16 protein-coding genes and 1 pseudogene are annotated in these 19203 nt (G+C 67.0%); 12 read left to right on the forward strand and 5 right to left on the reverse strand.

The features are described 5' to 3' along the window. The first annotated feature begins 18 nt into the window (after positions 1-18). Positions 19-921, forward strand: a complete 903-nt coding sequence (locus ILP86_RS08780; RefSeq protein WP_061017668.1) for a tyrosine recombinase XerC — start codon at positions 19-21, stop codon at positions 919-921. Positions 922-943: 22 nt separating this feature from the next. Here ILP86_RS08780 and ILP86_RS08785 read toward each other — a convergent pair whose 3' ends face one another. After that, positions 944-1480, reverse strand: a complete 537-nt coding sequence (locus ILP86_RS08785) for a murein hydrolase activator EnvC (RefSeq protein ID WP_058630614.1) — start codon at positions 1478-1480, stop codon at positions 944-946. A 320-nt stretch (positions 1481-1800) separates the two neighbouring features. On the opposite strand from ILP86_RS08785, the gene rpsB reads away from it, so the two are divergent. The 9 genes and pseudogenes from rpsB (at position 1801) to ILP86_RS08825 (ending at position 8526) form a co-directional block, all read left to right on the forward strand. Beyond that, a complete protein-coding gene (gene rpsB / locus ILP86_RS08790) occupies positions 1801-2751 on the forward strand; it encodes a 30S ribosomal protein S2 (protein WP_046747065.1) in 951 nt (316 codons plus the stop codon). A gap of 41 nt (positions 2752-2792) precedes the next feature. Then, positions 2793-3620, forward strand: coding sequence for a translation elongation factor Ts (tsf, locus tag ILP86_RS08795; RefSeq protein WP_045265219.1), 828 nt, complete (start codon positions 2793-2795; stop codon positions 3618-3620). Positions 3621-3712: 92 nt separating this feature from the next. Then, positions 3713-4429 (forward strand): UMP kinase, encoded by a 717-nt coding sequence (pyrH, locus tag ILP86_RS08800; protein WP_046747064.1) that lies wholly within the window; start codon positions 3713-3715, stop codon positions 4427-4429. Between the two features lie 67 nt (positions 4430-4496). Then, positions 4497-5051, forward strand: coding sequence for a ribosome recycling factor (gene frr / locus ILP86_RS08805; protein ID WP_017830710.1), 555 nt, complete (start codon positions 4497-4499; stop codon positions 5049-5051). A gap of 5 nt (positions 5052-5056) precedes the next feature. Then, entirely contained in the window at positions 5057-6202 is a 1146-nt protein-coding gene (locus ILP86_RS08810; RefSeq protein WP_193761790.1) for a phosphatidate cytidylyltransferase, read from the forward strand. After that, positions 6202-6780: a DivIVA domain-containing protein gene (locus ILP86_RS08815; protein WP_058630616.1), complete on the forward strand. Its 579-nt coding sequence runs from the start codon at positions 6202-6204 to the stop codon at positions 6778-6780. Before ILP86_RS08810 ends, ILP86_RS08815 begins: the two co-directional genes overlap by 1 nt. A 96-nt stretch (positions 6781-6876) precedes the next feature. Further along, positions 6877-7521 (forward strand): transglycosylase SLT domain-containing protein, encoded by a 645-nt coding sequence (locus ILP86_RS08820; protein ID WP_046747097.1) that lies wholly within the window; start codon positions 6877-6879, stop codon positions 7519-7521. 9 nt (positions 7522-7530) lie between these two features. Then, a pseudogene (locus tag ILP86_RS19600) lies at positions 7531-7807 on the forward strand (hypothetical protein). Beyond that, on the forward strand, positions 7804-8526 hold the full coding sequence (locus ILP86_RS08825; protein ID WP_058630617.1) for an alpha/beta hydrolase: 723 nt from the start codon (positions 7804-7806) through the stop codon (positions 8524-8526). The pseudogene ILP86_RS19600 and the gene ILP86_RS08825 overlap by 4 nt, the downstream one beginning before the upstream one ends. Positions 8527-8545: 19 nt before the next feature. Here ILP86_RS08825 and ILP86_RS08830 read toward each other — a convergent pair whose 3' ends face one another. Further along, positions 8546-9607, reverse strand: a complete 1062-nt coding sequence (locus ILP86_RS08830) for an AI-2E family transporter (RefSeq protein ID WP_046747060.1) — start codon at positions 9605-9607, stop codon at positions 8546-8548. A 179-nt stretch (positions 9608-9786) separates the two neighbouring features. Between ILP86_RS08830 and ILP86_RS08835 the strand changes: the two genes are divergently transcribed. Together ILP86_RS08835 and ILP86_RS08840 are read left to right on the forward strand one after the other, a co-directional pair. Further along, positions 9787-11733 carry a glycosyl transferase gene (locus tag ILP86_RS08835; protein WP_193761791.1) on the forward strand — a complete coding sequence of 649 codons (1947 nt, stop codon included), beginning with the start codon at positions 9787-9789 and terminating at the stop codon, positions 11731-11733. After that, a complete protein-coding gene (locus tag ILP86_RS08840; RefSeq protein WP_113681929.1) occupies positions 11730-12653 on the forward strand; it encodes a tetratricopeptide repeat protein in 924 nt (307 codons plus the stop codon). The genes ILP86_RS08835 and ILP86_RS08840 overlap by 4 nt, the downstream gene beginning before the upstream one ends. Before the next feature lie 53 nt (positions 12654-12706). Here ILP86_RS08840 and glgB read toward each other — a convergent pair whose 3' ends face one another. The 3 genes from glgB to glgX form a co-directional block, all read right to left on the reverse strand. Continuing rightward, the gene (gene glgB / locus ILP86_RS08845; RefSeq protein ID WP_061018454.1) at positions 12707-14911 is read right to left on the reverse strand and encodes a 1,4-alpha-glucan branching protein GlgB; all 2205 of its coding nucleotides are present in this window, start codon (positions 14909-14911) and stop codon (positions 12707-12709) included. After that, positions 14908-16887, reverse strand: a complete 1980-nt coding sequence (locus ILP86_RS08850) for an alpha-1,4-glucan--maltose-1-phosphate maltosyltransferase (RefSeq protein ID WP_227750939.1) — start codon at positions 16885-16887, stop codon at positions 14908-14910. The genes glgB and ILP86_RS08850 overlap by 4 nt, the downstream gene beginning before the upstream one ends. A 158-nt stretch (positions 16888-17045) precedes the next feature. Next, positions 17046-19121: a glycogen debranching protein GlgX gene (glgX, locus tag ILP86_RS08855; protein WP_193761793.1), complete on the reverse strand. Its 2076-nt coding sequence runs from the start codon at positions 19119-19121 to the stop codon at positions 17046-17048. Positions 19122-19203 lie beyond the last annotated feature (82 nt).

Raw genomic sequence — 19203 nt, forward strand, 5'->3', positions numbered from 1 at the left:
TCGCGGCAAGCTGGGGTCATGGAGATCGCGGCGGCCGCAGACGCATTCGCCGACCACCTGCTGCGGGTGCGTCGGCTGTCGTCGGCGACGGTGAAGGCCTATCGCTCCGACCTTCGCGACCTCGCCGCTTCTGCAGGGGAAGTCGCCGTCGAGGACGTCGACCTGGAAGTCCTCCGGGACTGGCTCTGGAACGCCACGCAGCGTGGAGACGCGCGGTCCACTCTCGCGCGCCGCGCCGCGACCGCACGGTCCTTCTTCGGCTGGGTAACTGAACAGGGGATCGCCGCGCATGACCCGAGCCTGAGATTGGTCGCGCCGAAGAAGGGGAGGACGTTGCCGACGGTCGCCTCGCGCGATGCGATGTCCGAGCTCCTCGACGCGCATCGCGCCACAGCGTCGGAGGGTGACCCGCTCGCGCTGCGAGACCATGCCATCCTCGAGCTGCTCTACGGGTCCGGTATCCGCGTCTCCGAGCTCTGCGGTCTGGACGTCGACGATCTCGACCTCGAGCGCGGCACAGCCCGAGTGGTCGGCAAGGGAGACAAGGAACGCGTCGTCCCCTACGGGGCGCCGGCACGAGATGCGCTCTCCGCGTACCTGCGACGAGGAAGGCCGGTCCTCATCGCCAGGTCACGGACCTTCACCCCCGCCGTGATGCTCGGAAGCAGAGGAGGGCGAGTGGGCCCGCGAACGGTGTACGAACTCGTCGCGCGTGTCCTGGCACCGATCGTCGGCGCGGAGACGATCGGTCCGCACGCGCTCCGTCATACCGCCGCCACCCACCTCCTCGACGGCGGAGCGGACCTGCGGGCGGTGCAGGAGATACTCGGGCATGCCAGCCTCGGCACCACGCAGATCTACACGCACGTCTCGACCGAGCGCCTGACGGCCACCTACCGGCTCGCCCATCCCCGCGCCTGACTCCGACGACTCGGAAGCTCGATCACGGGGCTTCGCAGCAGGGGAGGAGCACTGCGCGCGGAACATCGCCGAAGAGCAGCATCGGGTTGATGTAGTCCCCGTCGAGACGTACGCCGAGATGGATCGCGCCGGGCGGTGTGTGCCCGCCAGCATCGACCACTCCGATCTTCTGACCCTCTGCGACGAGATCGCCGACCAGGAGATCGGATCGCAACGGTTCGAATGTCGACACCAGCCCGCCGGCGTGCTCGATGGTGATGAGCTGCCGATCCACGACCGTCCCGCGGAAAGCGACGACTCCGTCAGCAGGAGCCGAGACCGTCGTCCCCATCGCGGCGCTGAGATCGACGCCACGATGCCCGGCGCCGTATCGATGAGCCGGAGCGCGGTAGGGCGCGACGACCGAGCGTGGTCCGGTGACCGGCCAGCTCCAGGCGGGTACGTCAGGCTCGTCGGACCACGCTGCCGCGCCGGGGGAGAGCATCACTGCGAAGGCGACCATCGATACGACGAGAAGAGTCGCGGTGAGCAGGGCTCGTGTTCTGGATCTCAAGCGCATGAAGGCATCCTGATGGCTCGACGCTGCCGCGGTGCACCATGCGCAGTGCGGCGTACACATCCGGGGAGTAAGACGTGACACCACGCCACTGTGCAGGGGAAGCCACGGTGCAGGGGAGCCGGCCGTCTGATCCTGTATGCTGGAGGAGCACCTCGAGATCGAGGTGACTACGCGTGCCCAGAGCGACTCGTTTCGCGGCATCCACTCCCACAGGTCCTGTCCTCCGACAGGCGGGTGTGAGCCGGGCACCAGGGAGTCCGATCATCCGGTCGGCTTGCAACCTCAACGGCGCAGAATCGCGCCAGAACCAGGAGACGACCATGGCTGTGGTCACCATCCGCCAGCTGCTCGACAGCGGCGTGCACTTCGGACACCAGACCCGTCGGTGGAACCCGAAGGTCAAGCGCTTCATCCTCACCGAGCGCAGCGGCATCCACATCATCGACCTCCAGCAGTCGCTCGGCTACATCGACAAGGCGTACGACTTCGTCAAGGAGACGGTCGCCCACGGCGGCACCATCCTCTTCGTCGGCACCAAGAAGCAGGCGCAGGAGATCCTGGCGGAGCAGGCGACGCGTGTCGGCCAGCCGTTCGTGAACCAGCGCTGGCTCGGCGGTCTCCTCACCAACTTCCAGACGATCTCGAAGCGTCTGGCTCGTATGAAGGAGCTCGAGGAGCTCGACTACGAGACCCCGGCGAACAGCGGCTTCACGAAGAAGGAGCTGCTTCTCAAGAAGCGCGAGCTCGACAAGCTGCACAAGTCGCTCGGTGGTATCCGCAACCTCACGAAGACGCCGTCTGCCATCTGGGTCGTCGACGCCAAGCGTGAGCACCTCGCCATCGACGAGGCCAAGAAGCTCGGCATCCCCGTGATCGGCATCCTCGACACGAACGCCGACCCGGACGACTTCCAGTACCCGATCCCCGGCAACGACGACGCCATCCGTTCGGTGTCGCTGCTCACCCGCATCATCGCGGACGCTGCGGCCGAGGGTCTGCAGCAGAAGCACAACCCGGAGACCGGTGACGCCGAGCCTCTCGCCGACTGGGAGAAGGAGCTCCTCGAGGCCCCCGCACAGGAGGTCCAGGAGTCCGCTGACGCCGCCGAGGTCACCACCGCGGATGACGCTGCCGCGGTCGTCGAGACCCCCGCTGCCGACGAGACCGCCGCCGACGAGGCCGGTGCAGAGGCACACGACGAGGCGATCGCCGCCGCTTCCGGTGAGGAGACCGCTGAGGTCGCCGCCGCCGAAGCCGCTGACGCCAAGTAATCCCTCGTACACACACCTAACGAAGCAAGGAGCCACCACACATGGCCAACTTCACCATCGCTGACCTGAAGGCGCTGCGCGAGCAGCTCGGCACCGGAATGGTCGACACCAAGAAGGCGCTCGAGGAGGCCGACGGAGACGTCGCGAAGGCCACCGAGATCCTGCGTCTCAAGGGTGCGAAGGGCAACGCGAAGCGCGCTGACCGTTCGACCAGCGAGGGACTCATCGTCGCTCGCGAGCAGGATGGCGCCGTGACGCTCATCGAGCTCGCGTGCGAGACGGACTTCGTCGCGAAGAACGAGCGCTTCATCGCGCTGGCCGACAAGGTCGCCGACGCCGCTGCCGCGGTGAAGGCCGACTCGGTCGACGCCGCCCTGGCTGCATCCGCAGGCGACAAGAGCGTCGAGCAGGTCATCTCCGAAGAGGCTGCGATCATCGGCGAGAAGGTCGAGCTGCGTCGAGTGCGCACGATCTCCGGCGATAAGGTCGAGGTCTACCTGCACCGCACGAGCAAGGACCTGCCGCCGCAGATCGGCGTCGTCGTCGCCTACACGGGTGACGACGCCGAGACCGCGCGCAGCATCGCTCAGCACATCTCCTTCGCCAACCCGTCGTACCTGTCCCGCGAGGACGTCCCGGCGGACGCTGTCGAGAAGGAGCGCGAGATCGTCACCGAGATCTCCCGCAACGAGGGCAAGCCGGAAGCGGCTCTCCCGAAGATCGTCGAAGGCCGCGTCTCCGCGTTCATCAAGCAGGTCGCCCTGCTCGAGCAGGACTACGCCAAGGACAACAAGCTCTCTGTCGCCCAGGTGGCGAAGGACGCCGGTATCACCGTCACGGACTTCGCGCGCTTCAAGGTCGGCGCGTAGCAACGTCGAAGGGGTTCGGATCGTCATGATCCGAACCCCTTCTTCGTGCCCACGAGGCACTATCTTGAATCGGGACGAGAGGACACCCACCCATGACTGAACGCACCGGACGCCGCCGCGTCCTTCTCAAGCTCTCCGGAGAGGCCTTCGGCGCTGGACAGCTGGGCGTCAACCCGGATGTCGTCAGCCAGATCGCGCGCGACATCGCCGCTGCCGTCGACCGCGTCGAGGTGGCGATCGTCGTCGGGGGAGGGAACTTCTTCCGCGGAGCCGAGCTGAGCCAGCGCGGCATGGACCGTGGACGCGCCGATTACATGGGAATGCTCGGCACGGTCATGAACGCACTTGCGTTGCAGGACTTCCTCGAGCAGGCCGGTGCCGCCACGCGGGTGCAGTCGGCGATCTCGATGACTCAGGTCGCGGAGCCCTACATCCCGCGTCGGGCTGAGCGTCACCTCGAGAAGGGGCGCGTCGTGATCTTCGGAGCCGGCGCGGGTCTTCCGTACTTCTCGACCGACACGGTCGCGGCTCAGCGTGCGCTGGAGATCGGTGCGGAGGAGGTCCTCGTCGCCAAGAATGGCGTCGATGCCATCTACACCGCGGATCCGAACAAGCACGCCGACGCCGAGCGCATCGAGCGGGTCACCTACAGCGACGCACTGCAGCGGGGCCTGAAGGTGGTCGATTCGACAGCGTTCAGTCTCTGCATGGACAACAACATGAACATGCGGGTCTTCGGCATGGAGCCGGCGGGCAACGTCACCCGCGCTCTGCTCGGAGACCCGATCGGCACGCTGGTCACCACCTGAGTGTGCGACGGGCGGAGACGACTTCGCCCGATAGAATTTGCAGAACACCCCGACGATAGGAGTCACCGTGATCGCGGACGTCCTCGCTGAAACCACCACTCGCATGAACCGGGCGGTCGAAGCTGCCAAGGAGGACTTCTCCACGGTGCGCACCGGTCGTGCGAACCCGCAGATGTTCCAGAAGGTCCTCGTGGACTACTACGGCACTCCCACGCCGATCGCGCAGCTCGCGTCCCTGGCGAACCAGGAGGCGCGGACGCTCATCATCACGCCGTACGACAAGTCCGCTCTGAAGGCGATCGAGCAGGCCATCCGCGACATGCCGAACCTCGGTGCGAATCCCACGAACGACGGCAACCTGGTGCGTGTGACAATGCCGGAGCTCACCGCCGAGCGGCGCAAGGAGTACGTCAAGCTCGTCAAGACCAAGGCAGAGGACGCGAAGGTCCACGTCCGTGGCATCCGCCGCAAGGCCAAGGATGAGCTGGACGCGCTCAAGAGCGAGCTCGGCGAGGATGAGATCGCTCGCGGTGAGAAGGAGCTCGATGTTCTGACGCGCCAGCATGTCGATCTCATCGATGACGCGCTGAAGCGCAAAGAGGCAGAACTTCTCGAGGTGTAGTCGGGATGTCTGACGAAACGCGAGATGCCGACGACGACAAGCCGTTCGCGCGTCGAGACGCGCATCACGGTACCCCGTCCGAAGGCGTCCCGCTCGTCGAAGCGGCGTTCCCCACGTTCGACAGTGCCGAGGTACCCCCTCGGCCGCCACTTCCAGCCCCCGCGGACCGCGTCGCAGTCGGGGACATCAGCTCCCTGGACACGGCAGATCACAACGCCATCCGCGAGCAGTGGCGGGCGGCGAGGGATGAGCTCGGCAGCCACGTCTCCCACGCACGTGACCAGCTCGACCAGGCGAACGAGCGCATCAAGGAGCGCACCGGCCGGGATCTCATCCTCGCCACGGTGATCGGCCTCGCGTTCGGAGCTGCGCTGCTCGGCTCCCTGCTCTTCCTCAAGGTGCTCTTCGTCCCGTTCGCCCTCGCGGCCGCGTTGCTGGGCGTGTACGAGCTCTCGAGAGCCCTGCGGGGTTCCGGGCGGCGAGTCGACGTGGTGCCCCAACTGATCGCAGCCACTTTCCTGGTGCTTTCGGCATACTTCGCGGAGCCGTGGCTCTGCTGGGTGATGCTCTTCGTGTCCGTTGCCTTCGTGATCGTCTGGCGACTCATCGCGCAGATGGTGGAGAAGGACGGACGGACTTACGGCGACGTGCTCGCAGACGCCGTGATCAGCGGCTTCGTCCAGGTGTACGTCCCCTTCCTCGCGGGTATCGCGCTCATCCTGCTCAAGCAGGAGGGCGGTGAGTGGTGGGTGCTCAGCTTCATCGCGATCGCCGTCGCCGCCGACACGGGTGCCTACGCCGCCGGTCTGGCCTTCGGCCGACACCCCATGGCGCCGAAGATCAGTCCGAAGAAGACCTGGGAAGGGTTCGGAGGTGCGGTCGCCGCGTCCATCGCCGCTGGCGTGCTGCTGGCGATCTTCCTCCTGGAGCTGCCGTGGTGGTGCGGCCTCGTGTTCGGTGTCTCGATCCTGCTCTCAGCGACGCTCGGCGACCTGGGCGAATCCATGCTGAAGCGCGACCTCGGCATCAAGGACATGAGTTCCTGGTTGCCGGGTCACGGCGGGCTGCTCGATCGACTCGACAGCATCCTTCCCTCCACCATCCCCGCTCTGTGTCTCTACTTCCTCTTCTCTCCTTGGGTGGCTCTGTGATGACCGAAGATCAGTTGGACGAACAGCCCACGCAGGCGCCCGCGGCGTTCGCCCTCACCTCCGGACGCGTGCGCGGATACCACCGTGCAGCCGTCGACACGTTCCTCGCCTCGGCCCGCCGCGCCTTCGAAGAGGGCGGCGCTGACCTCAGCGCGGAGGATGTGCGGACGGCCTCGTTCCCTCTGGTCAAGAACGGCTACGTGGTCGCCGATGTCGATGCTGCACTCGGACGCGTCGAAGATGCCTTCGCCGCGCGGGAACGCGAGCGAGTGGTGCGCGCACAGGGGGCCGGAGCCTGGGTCGAGCGGGCACGGGAGGACGCGCAGGTCATCTTGGATCACCTGGCTCGCCCCCGTCGGCATCGTTTCGCCCGCACCGGGGTGCTCACTTTCGGCTATCGTCTCGACGAGGTCGACCACGTGTCGACCCGCATCGTTCGTTACCTGCGTGACGGGGACGCCCTGACCGCCGAGCAGCTGCGGTCCGCAGCCTTCCGGATGCAGCGCGGCGGGTACCGCGAGGAGCAGGTGGATGCCCTTCTCGACGCCACGATCGACGTCATCCTCGCGGTTCGTTGAGGTTCCTGATGGTCGATTCAGGCGACCTTGCGTAGACTGTCCCTCATCGTGAACTCCCGAAACGACATGACTCTAGACAGAAACGACCGTTCGCCTGTGCCCGCAGCGAAGGCCGGTTCGGCGCGCACGGGCACCCGTCGCTGGTCTCGGAGCCGCGGCGTCGTCGGCGTCTTCAGCGCTCTCGCGGTCGTCGGCTTCGCCGGCGCGCTCGTCGCTCCGACCGGGGTGGCACTGGCCGCGCCGGCACCGGAGGAGTCGCCGGACTCGGCGTATTCGCTCGCGCTCGCTGACACGCAGAACCTCACCGTCACCGTCGAAGGTGCCGAGATCGCGCCGGTCGTGCGCGGAGGCTTCGAAGTGTACGTGAAGCCGAAACCGGCCCCCGTCCCCACGGTTGCTGCAGCGCCCAAGACCGGGTCGTCCGGCGGTTCATCCCGCGGCGCGCTTCCTCCGTACACGGGTGGTGGGGCTCCTGCGGAGTGGATGGCCGCCGCCGGTATCGCGCAGAGCGACTGGCAGTACGTCGACTACGTCGTATCGCGTGAGAGCGGCTGGAACCCCAACGCCACGAACAAGTCGTCAGGGGCATGTGGACTGGTGCAGGCTCTGCCCTGCAGCAAGGTTCCCGGCAACGGCTACAACCCGGTCGACAACCTCCGCTGGGCGACGGGCTACGCGACCGGCCGCTACGGCAGCTGGGCCGGCGCCTACAACTTCTGGGTCAACAACCACTGGTGGTGAGCAGGCACGATGCCCCGCTCCCGCAGACGCCCTTCGGCGCGCCCTGAATCCGAGGACTCATTCGATCGTCTCCTCGCCGGCTGGAAGCGCACCGAGACTCGACGTGGCAGCGAGTGGACCGTTCAACCGGTGTCGGCCGCGCAGGCACAGAAGGAGTACGTGTGCCCCGGCTGCGGCCGGGGCATCGTCGCCGGGACAGCTCATCTCGTCGCCTGGCGTGCGGACGGGGGCCGCTGACCTGGCGGCCCGTCGGCACTGGCACACGCACTGTTGGAGGCTTGCATGACCATCGAGATCCGTGGACCGCTGGAGTTGCCCGCACGACGCGAGGACATCGAACTGATCACGGCGGACGGCCTCACCCTCGTCGGGGAGCTCTCTCAGCCCGAGGATGCACCACCGGTCGCGACGCTCGTGACGTTGCATCCCCTGCCGACCGCCGGCGGCTTCATGGACTCGCACATCATCCGGAAGGCGGCCGCACGGCTGCCCGCCCTCGCAGACCTGGCCGTCCTGAGGTTCAACACGCGAGGCACCACATCCCCACGAGGGACCAGCGACGGGAGTTTCGACGGGGGAGCCGCTGAACAGTTCGACGTGGCCGCCGCGATGGACTTCGTCCGCGAGCGCGCTCTACCGCGCCCCTGGCTGCTCGGATGGTCCTTCGGCACGGAGCTCGCTCTGAAGTACGGCCGGGAGCACGACATCGAAGGCATCATCCTTCTCTCGCCGCCGCTGCACCGCGCCACGCCGGAAGAGGTCGCCGCCTGGGCGTCGACCGACCGCACCGTCGTGGTCCTGGTGCCGGAACTCGACGACTATCTGCGTCCGGCCGAGGCAAAGGACCGCTTCGCCTCGATTCCGCACGCCACGCTCATCGCGGTGGAGGGCGGCAAGCATCTCTGGGTGGGCGAGACGCAGACGCGGCGCGTGCTCACCGAGATCGTCGCGGCGGTCAACCCCTCCGCATTGCCTCTCGCCACCCACTGGCCCGCCGACGACTGAGAGGCCGACGGCCTCGACGTCAGAGCTCGTTCATCCGAGGAATGAGCACCTGGCGGTAGATGATCAGGATGCTCGCGGCCACGGGGATCGCGATCAGAGCGCCGAGGAGGCCGAGCAGGCTTCCACCGGCGAGGGCCGCCACCACGACCACGGCACCGGGCACCGATACGGCGCGGCTCATGATGCGAGGCGAGATGATGTACGCCTCGATCTGCATGTAGATCAGGTAGTAGATCGCGGCGGCGATGGCGGTCGCCGGGGAGCCGAGTCCGGGGATGAGACACACCAGCACGATGATCGTCGAGCCGGTGAGCGTGCCGACGAGCGGGATCAGCGAGAAGAAGAAGGCGATCACGGCCAGGACGGCGGGGAAGGGCGCATCGATGATCGAGAGGTAGATCGCGCTGAGCACACCGTTGAGCACACCCTGCGATACCTGGCCCATGACGTAATAGCCGACCGAGTCGGTGATCTGCTCCGACAGGTCGATGAATCGATCGCGCTTCGACGCGGGCGCGAGCTGGTAGACAGCGCGCTTGAGCGACGGCGTCGATGCCGTCAGGTAGATCGTCAGGATCAGGACGATGAACGCTCCGAACAGACCGCCCAGCACAGCGCCGCTGGCAACGAGCACGCCCTGACCGATGGATCCGCCGATCTCGGCGAGGTTGCTCGTCAACCAGTTGGTGACGTACGTGAACACATCGTCGACGAGAAGGTTCGGGAAGGCGTCCTGTATCCACTCTTTGAGGTCGGGGATCAGATTCCCGCGCTGGACGATCGCCGAGATCTGGGCGACCAGCTGGGAGATCTGGTCCACCAGGACCGGGAGGACGATGAGCACGATGCTCACGAAGACGCCGAGCACCGCGAGGATGGTCACCAACACGGCCGCCCAGCGGGGGAGCCGTCGGCGTTCGAGGAACGAGACGAGCGGGTCGAGTCCGAGACTCAGGAACAGGGCGGTGCCGAGATAGAGCAGCACGGTGGAGAGATTCTGCACGCTGTTGATCAGCAGGATCCCCAACCCCACGCCGAGCGTCGCCACCAGGGCGGTGCGGAAGGGATTGTGGATCTTCATCGGAGACTCCTCGGGACGGCTCCCGCAAGATTATCCAGACGCGCTTCGTCGGCGCGGACGACGTGCCGGTCCAGCCGTCACTGCGTCTGCTCGTGGGCAACACACAGCTGATTTCGCTAGTCTGAAATGTCGAGTGTTGCGTCGCGGACAGAGGTCCGTGATGCGTGAGGAGACTATTCGTGCGTTTCGTATGGGCCGTGGTGGCCTTCGTGCTGGCTGCCGTACTGATCGGTGCAGGGATTGCTCAGCGCACCATCTTCATGGGCCCCTCCACTCAGAAGACCCAGGTCGAGATCAGTGAACCGGCACCGTTCGTTCTAATCGACGGCGATGTTCTTCGAGCGAATCCCGGTGCCCAGACACTGATCGTCCGTGGGCAGGGCGAGATCTTCGGCAGCTACGGTCGCACGGCCGACATGGAGGCCTGGCTCGCGGACTCCGACTACAACCAGGTCACGATGAAGAAGGACGGCGATCTGGCCGTCAAGCACATCGCCGCCTCCGACTCCGAGACCGACACGTCCACCGATGCTCCGAGCGACGGACAGGCCGATCCGTCAGAAGGCGCTCCGACGGGCCGTGACCCGCGCGGCTCCGACCTCTGGCTCGACTCCTTCGTCAAGGAGGATCGCCTCACCGCGGAGAACATGCAGCTTCCCGAAGGCACGAGTCTGCTCGTCGCCTATGACGGGACCGCCGACGCTCCCGATGACATCGTGGTGTCCTGGCCGCTCGACAACTCGACCCCGTGGGCCGGACCGCTCATGGTCGCGGGTGGGGTCATGCTGCTGCTCGGCCTCATCCTCTACGTTCTGGCCATCCGGCATCAGCGTCGGGGCCGTGGTCCGCGTCGCAAGGGACCCGGTCCGCTACCGATAACCGAGCCCATCGACCTCGCCACGCTTCCGCCCGCGGAGCGCGCGGCGATCGAAGACAGCGAGTCCGCCACGGCGACGGCCCCCGCGGAGTCGAGTCCACGGCAGGACGACGATGCGGAGGAGGCCGAGATCGTGGAGGGTAAAGACCCCGGCTCCAAGACATCGATGCGAGCCGCGACAGTTCGTCGTCGGCGCCGTCTTCTCGTGATCCCCGCGCTCGGGCTCACAGCCATACTCGCAGCCGGTTGCTCGTCCGACTCCTGGCCGCAGCTGGGCGACGCCTCGCCGACCCCCTCGCCGAGCCCCACGGTGGTCGCACCGGAGAACCAGAAGCCGCCGGCGGTCACCGAAGCTCAGGCCAAGCGCATCCTCAAATCTCTCGCCGGCACCGTGAGTGAGGCCGACGCAGCCCTCGATCTCGATCTGCTCGCGACGCGCTTCGAAGGACCCGCACTCGCGACCAGGACGACGGAGTACGCGTTGCGGACGAAGATCCCGGAGACGGTGCCGCCCGCCGCCATCCCGACCGACGACGTGGAGGTCGTGCTTCCCGAGGCGACCGACCAGTGGCCTCGCACCGTCCTGATGCTGTCGAAGACGGGAGACGACACCGTGCCGCCCGTCGTGCTCACGATGACGCAGGCCGACCCGTGGTCGAACTACAAGGTCTCGCACATGGCGGAGATGTCTGCGGACGCCGCCTTCCCGGAAGTCGCTGCATCCTGGCTCGGCACGTCTCTCGTGCCGTCCGACTCGGCCTTCCTCACTATCCCTCCTGCCGATCTGGCCACGACGTTCGCCGACGTCGTCGATCAGGGGGAACAGAGCGCGTCGTACGGGAAGTTCGACGATCTCGCCCTCACCTACGCGAAGTCGATCACCGACAGCCGTCAGGCCGTGGTCCAGGCGCTCGCGGACAAGGGCGCCGCCGAAACCTCGAAGGCGGCCTTCGATATGGCCGCGACGCAGGATGCCCCCATCTCGATGACGACTCTCGACAGCGGAGCCATCGTCGCCGTCACCCTCACCGATACGGAAACAGTGACGCCGACCGGCGAGGACGTCTCCATCCGCTTCGGTGACAACGCGCAGGCGAAGGCGCTCACCGACGCGACCGAGTCGGCGAAGGGCGTCGAGACGACCTACGAGTTCCAGCTGTTCTTCTCGGTCCCTGCCAAGGGATCGACGGAGCAGATCCGGCTCCTGGCAGCCCACCAGGACCTCCTGTCCGTGAAGGTGATCAAATGAGTGAGATCTCTCCCGCCGCCCTGCGTGGTGCCGTGGACCTGTCGAGCCTCCGCAACCGGCCGGCAACTCCGACCGAGGCGGCCTCCGCACCGCCTGTCGCCGATGTCGTCGTCGATGCGACCGACGAGACGTTCGGACAGATCCTCGAGCTCTCGCGGACCGTCCCCGTGGTCGTCGACCTCTGGGCGGAGTGGTGTGGTCCGTGCAAGCAGCTGAGCCCGATCATCGAGAAGGTGACGCGCGAACTCGGGGGACGAGTGCTGCTCGCCAAGGTCGACGTCGATGCGAATCCCCAGCTCGCCCAGAGCTTCCGCGCGCAGTCGATCCCGATGGTGGTCGCGCTGATCGCCGGGCAGCCCGTGCCCATGTTCACGGGTGCCGTGCCCGAGCAGCAGGTGCGCGATGTGTTCGCCCAGCTGCTCCAGGTGGCGGCCCAGAACGGTGTCACCGGGTCGCTCTCGGTGTCCGAGGAGGGTGCAGAGCCGGCGCCCCCCGCAGAGCCGGAGCTTCCACCGCTGCACGCTGAGGCGTTCGCAGCGATCGAGCTCGGGGACTACGCGGCGGCCATCACGGCCTATGAGAAGGCGCTCGCGGAGAACCCCCGTGACGCGGACGCGATCGCGGGGCTCGGCCAGGTGCGCCTCCTCGACCGCGTGCAGGGCCTCGATCTGCAGGCGGCGCGCGCTGCGGCAGCGGATGGCCCGCTCGATGTCCAGGCGCAGTTCGACGTGGCCGACCTCGATCTCGCCGGGGGACACGTGGAAGACGCCTTCGGCAGGCTGCTCGACCTGTTCGCGCAGCTCCCGGCGGATCAGCGCACTCCGGTGAGGGAGCGTCTTGTCGAGCTCTTCGGACTCATCGGCGCGGAGGATCCGCGAGTGGTGTCGGCGCGCAACCGACTGTCGTCGCTGCTCTTCTAGGGCGACGTTCTCCGGTACCGTTCTCGGCCCTGGCGCGTACGCGCCAGGGCGTCTCAGCCGTGGTTGACGGTCGGCACGTGTGGGTCGGACTGGTACCGCAGCCACAGAGTGGACAGCGCAGGCAGCGTCAGGCTCGCGACAGGAGCGCCGCCTTCTAGCGGCTTCGCGTACACCAGGCCGAGGTTCCCCGATCCGCGGCCCCCGTAGTCGGCGGCATCCGTGTTGAGCACCTCCTGCCACACGCCCTCGCGGGGCAGGTTGAGCTGGTAGCCCGTGCGTTCCACGCCGGCGAAGTTGCTGACGACGACCAGGCGCCCCCCGTGGGCGTCACGTCGTTCGAAGGCGATCACCGTGGGATCCCAGCTCGGCGCTCCGAGACGGCTGAACGACGAGCCGTCGTTGTCGCGCTCCCACAGCGGCGCCTGCGCCCGGTAGGAGCGGTTCATCGCCCCGACGAAGTCCTGCAGCTGCGCGTGTGAGGGCTGGTCGAGAAGCCACCAGTCCAGCTCCCGACCCTCCGACCACTCGGCGAGCTGACCGAATTCCTGCCCCATGAAGAGCAGCTTCTTGCCGGGATGACCCCACATGTAGGCGAGATACGCGCGGACGTTCGCGAGCTTGTGCCAGTGATCGCCCGGCATCTTGGCGAGCAGACTGCCCTTGCCGTGCACGACTTCGTCGTGACTGATGGGAAGCAGGTAGTTCTCTCCGAAGGCGTACACGAAGGAGAAGGTCATCTCGCCTTCATGGTGACCGCGGTACATCGGGTCGCGGGCGATGTACTGGAGCGAGTCGTTCATCCACCCCATGTTCCATTTGAAGCCGAACCCCAGACCCGCGTGATCGGTCGGAGCAGTGACCCCGGGGAAGCTGGTCGACTCCTCCGCGATCATCAGGATTCCCGGGTGCAGCCGGTACGAGGTGGCGTTGACCTCCTGCAGGAAGCGGATCGCCTCGAGGTTCTCGCGTCCGCCGTGGATGTTCGGCTCCCATTGGCCGGGTTCGCGCGAGTAGTCGAGATAGAGCATGGAGGCGACCGCGTCAACGCGAAGGCCGTCGACGTGGAACTCCTCGAGCCAGTAGAGCGCGTTGGCGACGAGGAATCCCCGTACCTCCGGCCTGCCGTAGTCGAAGATCAGCGTCCCCCAGTCCTGGTGCTCTCCCCGTCGCGGATCGGGGTGCTCGTAGAGCGGCTGTCCGTCGAAGCGGGCGAGGGCGAAGGCGTCCTTGGGGAAGTGACCCGGCACCCAGTCCATGATGACGCCGATGCCTGCCTGGTGCAGCCGGTCGATGAGGTAGCGGAGGTCGTCGGGGCTGCCGAAACGACTGGTCGGGGCGTAGTACCCGCTCACCTGGTATCCCCAGGATCCGCCGAAGGGGTGCTCCGCGAGCGGCATGAACTCGACATGGGTGAATCCCGCGTCCGTCACGTGCTGGATGAGCGGATCCGCGATCTCGCGATAGCCAAGTCCACCTCGCCACGATCCGACGTGGACCTCGTAGACCGACAGCGGTTGCGCGACGGCATGGGTGGCCGCCCTCCTGGTCATCCAGGCGCCATCGGACCAGGAGTGGGAGGAGGTGGTCACGACGGACGCTGTGTCCGGCGGCACCTCCGCCGCGAGCGCCATCGGATCGGCCTTGAGGATCCACGCGCCGTCGCGGGTGCGGATCTGATACTTGTACCTGGTGCCGATCGGGATCCCGGGGACGAAGAGCTCCCAGACGCCGCTGACTCCCATCGAGCGCATGGCGTGCGACTCGCCGTTCCAGCCGTTGTGGTCACCGACCACGCGCACGGCTGAGGCATTCGGGGCCCAGACGGCGAATGAGACGCCGATCTCTCCGTCGAAGGTGCGCACGTGTGCTCCCAGCACCTCCCAGAGACGTTCGTGACGCCCCTCAGCGATGAGGTGGAGGTCGAGGTCGCCCAGAGTCGGGGGATGGCGGTAGGGGTCGCCGACGACCGTCTCCTCGTGATCGCCGTACCGCGTCGCGATCCGATACGGGAGTGGAGGGCCGTCGTGCTGAGCTTCCCAGATGCCGTGCGCCACATGGGAGAGTTCGAGCCTGCTCCCGTCGGCGAACACGGCAGCGACCGCACCCGCGAGGGGGCGTCTCGCCCGGATGACGGTGACGGTACGATCAGCGGCATCCTTGTGCGCGTGCGCTCCGAGAACCGCGTGCGGATCGTGATGCGTGGCCGCTGAGATCGCCTCCCACTCGGTGGATGCCGCGACGTCTTCGGTGTAGCTCATGATCGCTCCCTCACCTTCAGGATGTGCACCGGCTCGGCGAACGCGTCGAGTCGTACGTAGTTGTGGTCGCTCCAGGTCCAGATCGCTCCGGTGAGGAGATCCTCCACCTCGAAGGCTTCCCCCAGCGGGATTCCCCATTGCGTCGTGTCGAGGTGCACGGTCGTCTCGCGAACCGAGTGCGGATCGACGTTGGCGACCACGATGATGGTGTCCGGGCGTCCGGTACCGGTGAACTCGGCAGCAAGGTGCTTGCTGTAGACGAGGACGGCGTCGTCGTCGCTCCAGTGCACCCGGAAGTTGCGAAGCTGCTGCAGCGCCGGGTGTGCCTCCCGGATAGCGTTGAGTCTGCGCAGGAGGGGAGCGAGCGATTCGCCTCTGGCTTCGGCTCCCGCCCAGTCGCGGAACTTGAACTCGTACTTCTCGTTGTCGATGTTCTCTTCCGAGCCGGGCCTGGCGACGTTCTCGAACAGCTCGTATCCGGCGTACACGCCGTAGACGGGGCCGGCCGTCGCCGCGATGCAGGCCCGGATACGGTAGGCCGCCCTGCCGCCGAACTGCAGGTACTCGGTGAGGATGTCATGCGTGTTCACGAACAGGTTCGGACGCATGTAGTCGGAGGTCTCCTGCGACACCGACGTCAGGAACTCCTCGAGCTCCGCCTTCGTGTTGCGCCACGTGAAGTAGCTGTAGCTCTGCTGGAAGCCCACGGCCGCGAGCGCGCGCATGACCGCCGGGCGTGTGAACGCCTCAGCCAGGAAGATGACGTCGGGGTCGGCCGCATTCACCTCGGCGATGAGCCACTCCCAGAACTGGAGCGGCTTGGTGTGCGGGTTGTCGACGCGGAAGATCTTCACGCCCTGCGCAACCCAGTGCTGCACGACGCGCAGCATCTCGGCGTAGATGCCCGCGGGATCATTGTCGAAGTTGAGCGGGTAGATGTCCTGGTACTTCTTCGGCGGGTTCTCGGCGTAGGCGATCGTCCCGTCGGGGAGGGTCGTGAACCACTCAGGATGCTCCTGCACCCACGGGTGGTCGGGAGAGGCTTGCAGCGCGAGATCGAGAGCGACTTCCAGGCCCTCCTTCCGGGCTGCACGCACGAAGGCGCGGAAATCCTGGGCCGAGCCGAGGTCCGGATGGATGGCGTCGTGTCCGCCCTCCGCTGCGCCGATCGCGTACGGGGAGCCCGGGTCTCCCGGTTCGGCCGCGAGGGTGTTGTTGCGGCCCTTGCGGTTGGTCGTGCCGATCGGATGGATGGGGACCAGGTAGACGACGTCGAACCCCATGGCTGCGACCTCGGGCAGCCGTCGTGTCGCCGTACGGAACGTACCGCTCCTGACCGTACCGTCCTTGAGGCGTCTGGCGCCCTCGGAGCGCGGGAAGAACTCGTACCAGGCGCCGACACCCGCGGCGCGCCGGTCGACGTCCAGCATCTGGGGGAGTGTGACGGAGCGCAGCGACGTGACAGGACGCTCTCGGAAGATCTGTGCGAGCTCTGCATCCGTCGAAAGGGCGATGGTCGTCGCGGCATCTCCGTTGCGGAGCGAGAGGGCATCAGCGGCCAGTCGTCTCCGCTGCGCTGCAGGACGGTCCTTCTCAGCGGCGGCGGTGGTGAGGAGATCGGCGCCGAGCGCCGCCATGACCGGGACGTCGACGCCGGCCGCCACCTTCAGCGCGGCGGCGTGGGCCCAGGTCGCGAAGTCGTCGGAGAAGGCTTCGAACCGGTAGCTCCAGGAGCCCTGCTCGTCGAGCGCGATCTCCGCCACCCACGCGTCGGTGCCGTCATCGCGCGGCGTGAGGCGATGCAGGCTCTCTTCGCCGGAGGGCGATGTGAGGCGGACATGCACGCCGATGATGTCGTGCCCCTCTCGGAACGCGACCACCCGGAACGGGACGACCTCGCCGACGAAGGCCTTCGGAGTGAACCCGCCAGGGACGGTGGGCGCAGGCTCGAGGAGCGGGATACGCGTCGTCCGCATCGAGCCGGGAGCATCTGCTCCGTCCGCGGCGCGCGCCGGGATCTGAGCGGGGCTCCGAAGAGCCGAGGACCGAGTACCAGCACGAGCAGCCACCTCCCGAATGTACCGCGCGGACGTGGTGGCGGGTAGCGCGCAGGATGGTGCGTCGGCCGCCGGACTCATTCCACGCGGAAAAGCCTCATCGACGTGCCGGACACCGGAAGGACATCGCCGGGTGCGAAGACCTCGGCGTCGTCAGAGGGACGTTCCTGCGCGCTCGACCACAGCGAGACGAAGCGCGTCGCTCCATCGATCTCCTCGGGGAGACGGACATCGACGGGGGACTCGGTTCCGTGCACGATGAGCAGGATGCGGTTGTGCGCCTCGGTATCAGGCGTGGAGGCGGCGACGTACTGCAGCGTTCTGTTGCCGGGGTCGGCCCATTGCTCCTGTTCCATCGTCTCGCCGTTCTGGTCGTACCAGTCCATCACCGAGGCATTGGGAATATGCTCGCCGAGTCGCGCATAGCGGCTGGGGCGCAGTGCGGGGTTCTCCTGACGAAGGCGGATCAGGCGCGAGACGTGGGCGCGCAGGTCCTCTTGCCACGGCTCGAACTCCCAGCCGAGCCAGGTGAGCACGGAGTCCTGAGCGTAGGCGTTGTTGTTGCCTCGCTGGGTGCGGCCCACTTCATCGCCGGCAGTGAGCATCGGGATACCTGCAGAGAGCAGAAGGGTCCCCAAGAGGTTCCGCATCGCCTTGCGGCGGTCGGCGAGGATCGCCGGGTCGTCGGTGGGCCCCTCGACGCCGTGGTTGAAGGCGCGGTTCATATCGGCGCCGTCGCGGTTGTGCTCGCCGTTCGCCTCGTTGTGCTTCACGTCGTAGGAGACGAGATCATGCAGGGTGAATCCATCGTGGGCGGTCACGAAGTTCACGCTGGCGAGCGGGCCGCGGTCTTCGCTGAACGTGTTGGAGGATCCGGCGAGGCGGGTCGCGAACCCGCCGATGCCGACCGGGGCGGACGCGCGGCGCGCGTAGTCGATGTCACTCAACCAGAAGTTGCGCACCCTGTCGCGATAGCGGTCGTTCCATTCATGCCAGCCGGCGGGGAAGTTCCCCGTCTGCCAGCCACCGAGGCCCACATCCCACGGTTCGGCGATGAGCTTGGCGTCTGCGAGGACGGGATCATCCGCGATGGCGGCGAGGAGCGGGTGCTCCGGCGAGTAGGCGTGCGTCTCGTCTCGCGCGATGGCGGTGGCGAGGTCGAAGCGGAACCCGTCGATCTGCATCTCCTGCGCCCAGTAGCGCAGCGAGTCCAGCACGAGTCTCGCGCCCGCAGCGGTCGATGTGTTGAGGGTGTTGCCGCAGCCCGTGGTGTCGATGTAGATCCCGGACTCGTCCTGACGGTAGTAGCTCGCGTTGTCGATGCCCCGCAGGCTCGATCTGGGGCCGCCGATACCCTCCTCCTCCGAGGTGTGGTTGTACACGACGTCGAGGATCACTTCGAGCCCCGCCTCGTGCAGCAGCCGCACCATGCCCTTGAACTCGGCCAGTACGGCTTCGGGGCCCGCCTTCCGAGCCTCCTCCGTCGCGTAGGCGGTGTGCGGAGTGAAGAAGTTCAGGGTGTTGTAGCCCCAGTAGTTCGTGAGTCCGCGTTCGAGGAGTCGTGGTTCCGGCACGAAGGCGTGCACAGGCAGCAGCTCGATCGAAGTGATGCCCAGCTCGTGGAAGTACTCGATCATCGCGGGGTGCGCGAGACCGGCGTAGGTGCCGTGCAGCGCGGGTGGGACGTCCGGGTGACGCTTCGTGAGCCCCTTGACGTGACCTTCGTAGATCACGGTGCGGTCCAGGGGCACGCGCGGCTTCTGCGAGTCGCCCCAGTCGAAACCGTCGACGATGACGACCGAGCGCCATTCCTCGTACCCGTCTCCTTGCGCGAGGCCGCGAGCGTAGGGGTCCAGCAGCAGGGTCTCCGGGTTGAAGGTGTTGCCCGGGCCGTGTGGGCCGCTGACGCGGATCGCGTAGCGAACCCCCGGCTGGAGCATCTCCGTCGTGACTTCCCAGATCCCCCCTGGCAGCCGCTCGAGCGCCACTTGATCGGTCGCCCAGTCGAGATCGGTCGCGTCGAAGACGACCAGTTCGACGGATGAGGCGTTCTGCGACCAGACACGCAGTGTGCCGACACCGTCGTGCAGACGGACGCCGAGGTTGTCGAGGACGGGGCCGCCGGGCGCGGTGAGGTCTCGGGACGCGGGCATGAGTACACATTAGGCGTGATGTGTTGCCGTCTCATGACAAGGAGGACCCGGTCCCAGGCGCGAAGGCCCTCTCCCGACGGTT

Source organism: Microbacterium sp. R1 (genome assembly GCF_015159725.1).
In the GTDB taxonomy this organism is placed as follows: domain Bacteria; phylum Actinomycetota; class Actinomycetes; order Actinomycetales; family Microbacteriaceae; genus Microbacterium; species Microbacterium oxydans.

Bases quoted from the DNA above. Each gene is read 5' to 3' on its own strand.
- ILP86_RS08780 (WP_061017668.1), top strand. From the start codon at position 19: ATGGAGATCGCGGCGGCCGCAGACGCATTCGCCGACCACCTGCTGCGG.
- ILP86_RS08785 (WP_058630614.1), bottom strand. From the start codon at position 1,480: ATGCGCTTGAGATCCAGAACACGAGCCCTGCTCACCGCGACTCTTCTC.
- rpsB (WP_046747065.1), top strand. From the start codon at position 1,801: ATGGCTGTGGTCACCATCCGCCAGCTGCTCGACAGCGGCGTGCACTTC.
- tsf (WP_045265219.1), top strand. From the start codon at position 2,793: ATGGCCAACTTCACCATCGCTGACCTGAAGGCGCTGCGCGAGCAGCTC.
- pyrH (WP_046747064.1), top strand. From the start codon at position 3,713: ATGACTGAACGCACCGGACGCCGCCGCGTCCTTCTCAAGCTCTCCGGA.
- ILP86_RS08810 (WP_193761790.1), top strand. From the start codon at position 5,057: ATGTCTGACGAAACGCGAGATGCCGACGACGACAAGCCGTTCGCGCGT.
- ILP86_RS08815 (WP_058630616.1), top strand. From the start codon at position 6,202: ATGACCGAAGATCAGTTGGACGAACAGCCCACGCAGGCGCCCGCGGCG.
- ILP86_RS08825 (WP_058630617.1), top strand. From the start codon at position 7,804: ATGACCATCGAGATCCGTGGACCGCTGGAGTTGCCCGCACGACGCGAG.
- ILP86_RS08830 (WP_046747060.1), bottom strand. From the start codon at position 9,607: ATGAAGATCCACAATCCCTTCCGCACCGCCCTGGTGGCGACGCTCGGC.
- ILP86_RS08840 (WP_113681929.1), top strand. From the start codon at position 11,730: ATGAGTGAGATCTCTCCCGCCGCCCTGCGTGGTGCCGTGGACCTGTCG.
- glgB (WP_061018454.1), bottom strand. From the start codon at position 14,911: ATGAGCTACACCGAAGACGTCGCGGCATCCACCGAGTGGGAGGCGATC.
- ILP86_RS08850 (WP_227750939.1), bottom strand. From the start codon at position 16,887: ATGCGGACGACGCGTATCCCGCTCCTCGAGCCTGCGCCCACCGTCCCT.
- glgX (WP_193761793.1), bottom strand. From the start codon at position 19,121: ATGCCCGCGTCCCGAGACCTCACCGCGCCCGGCGGCCCCGTCCTCGAC.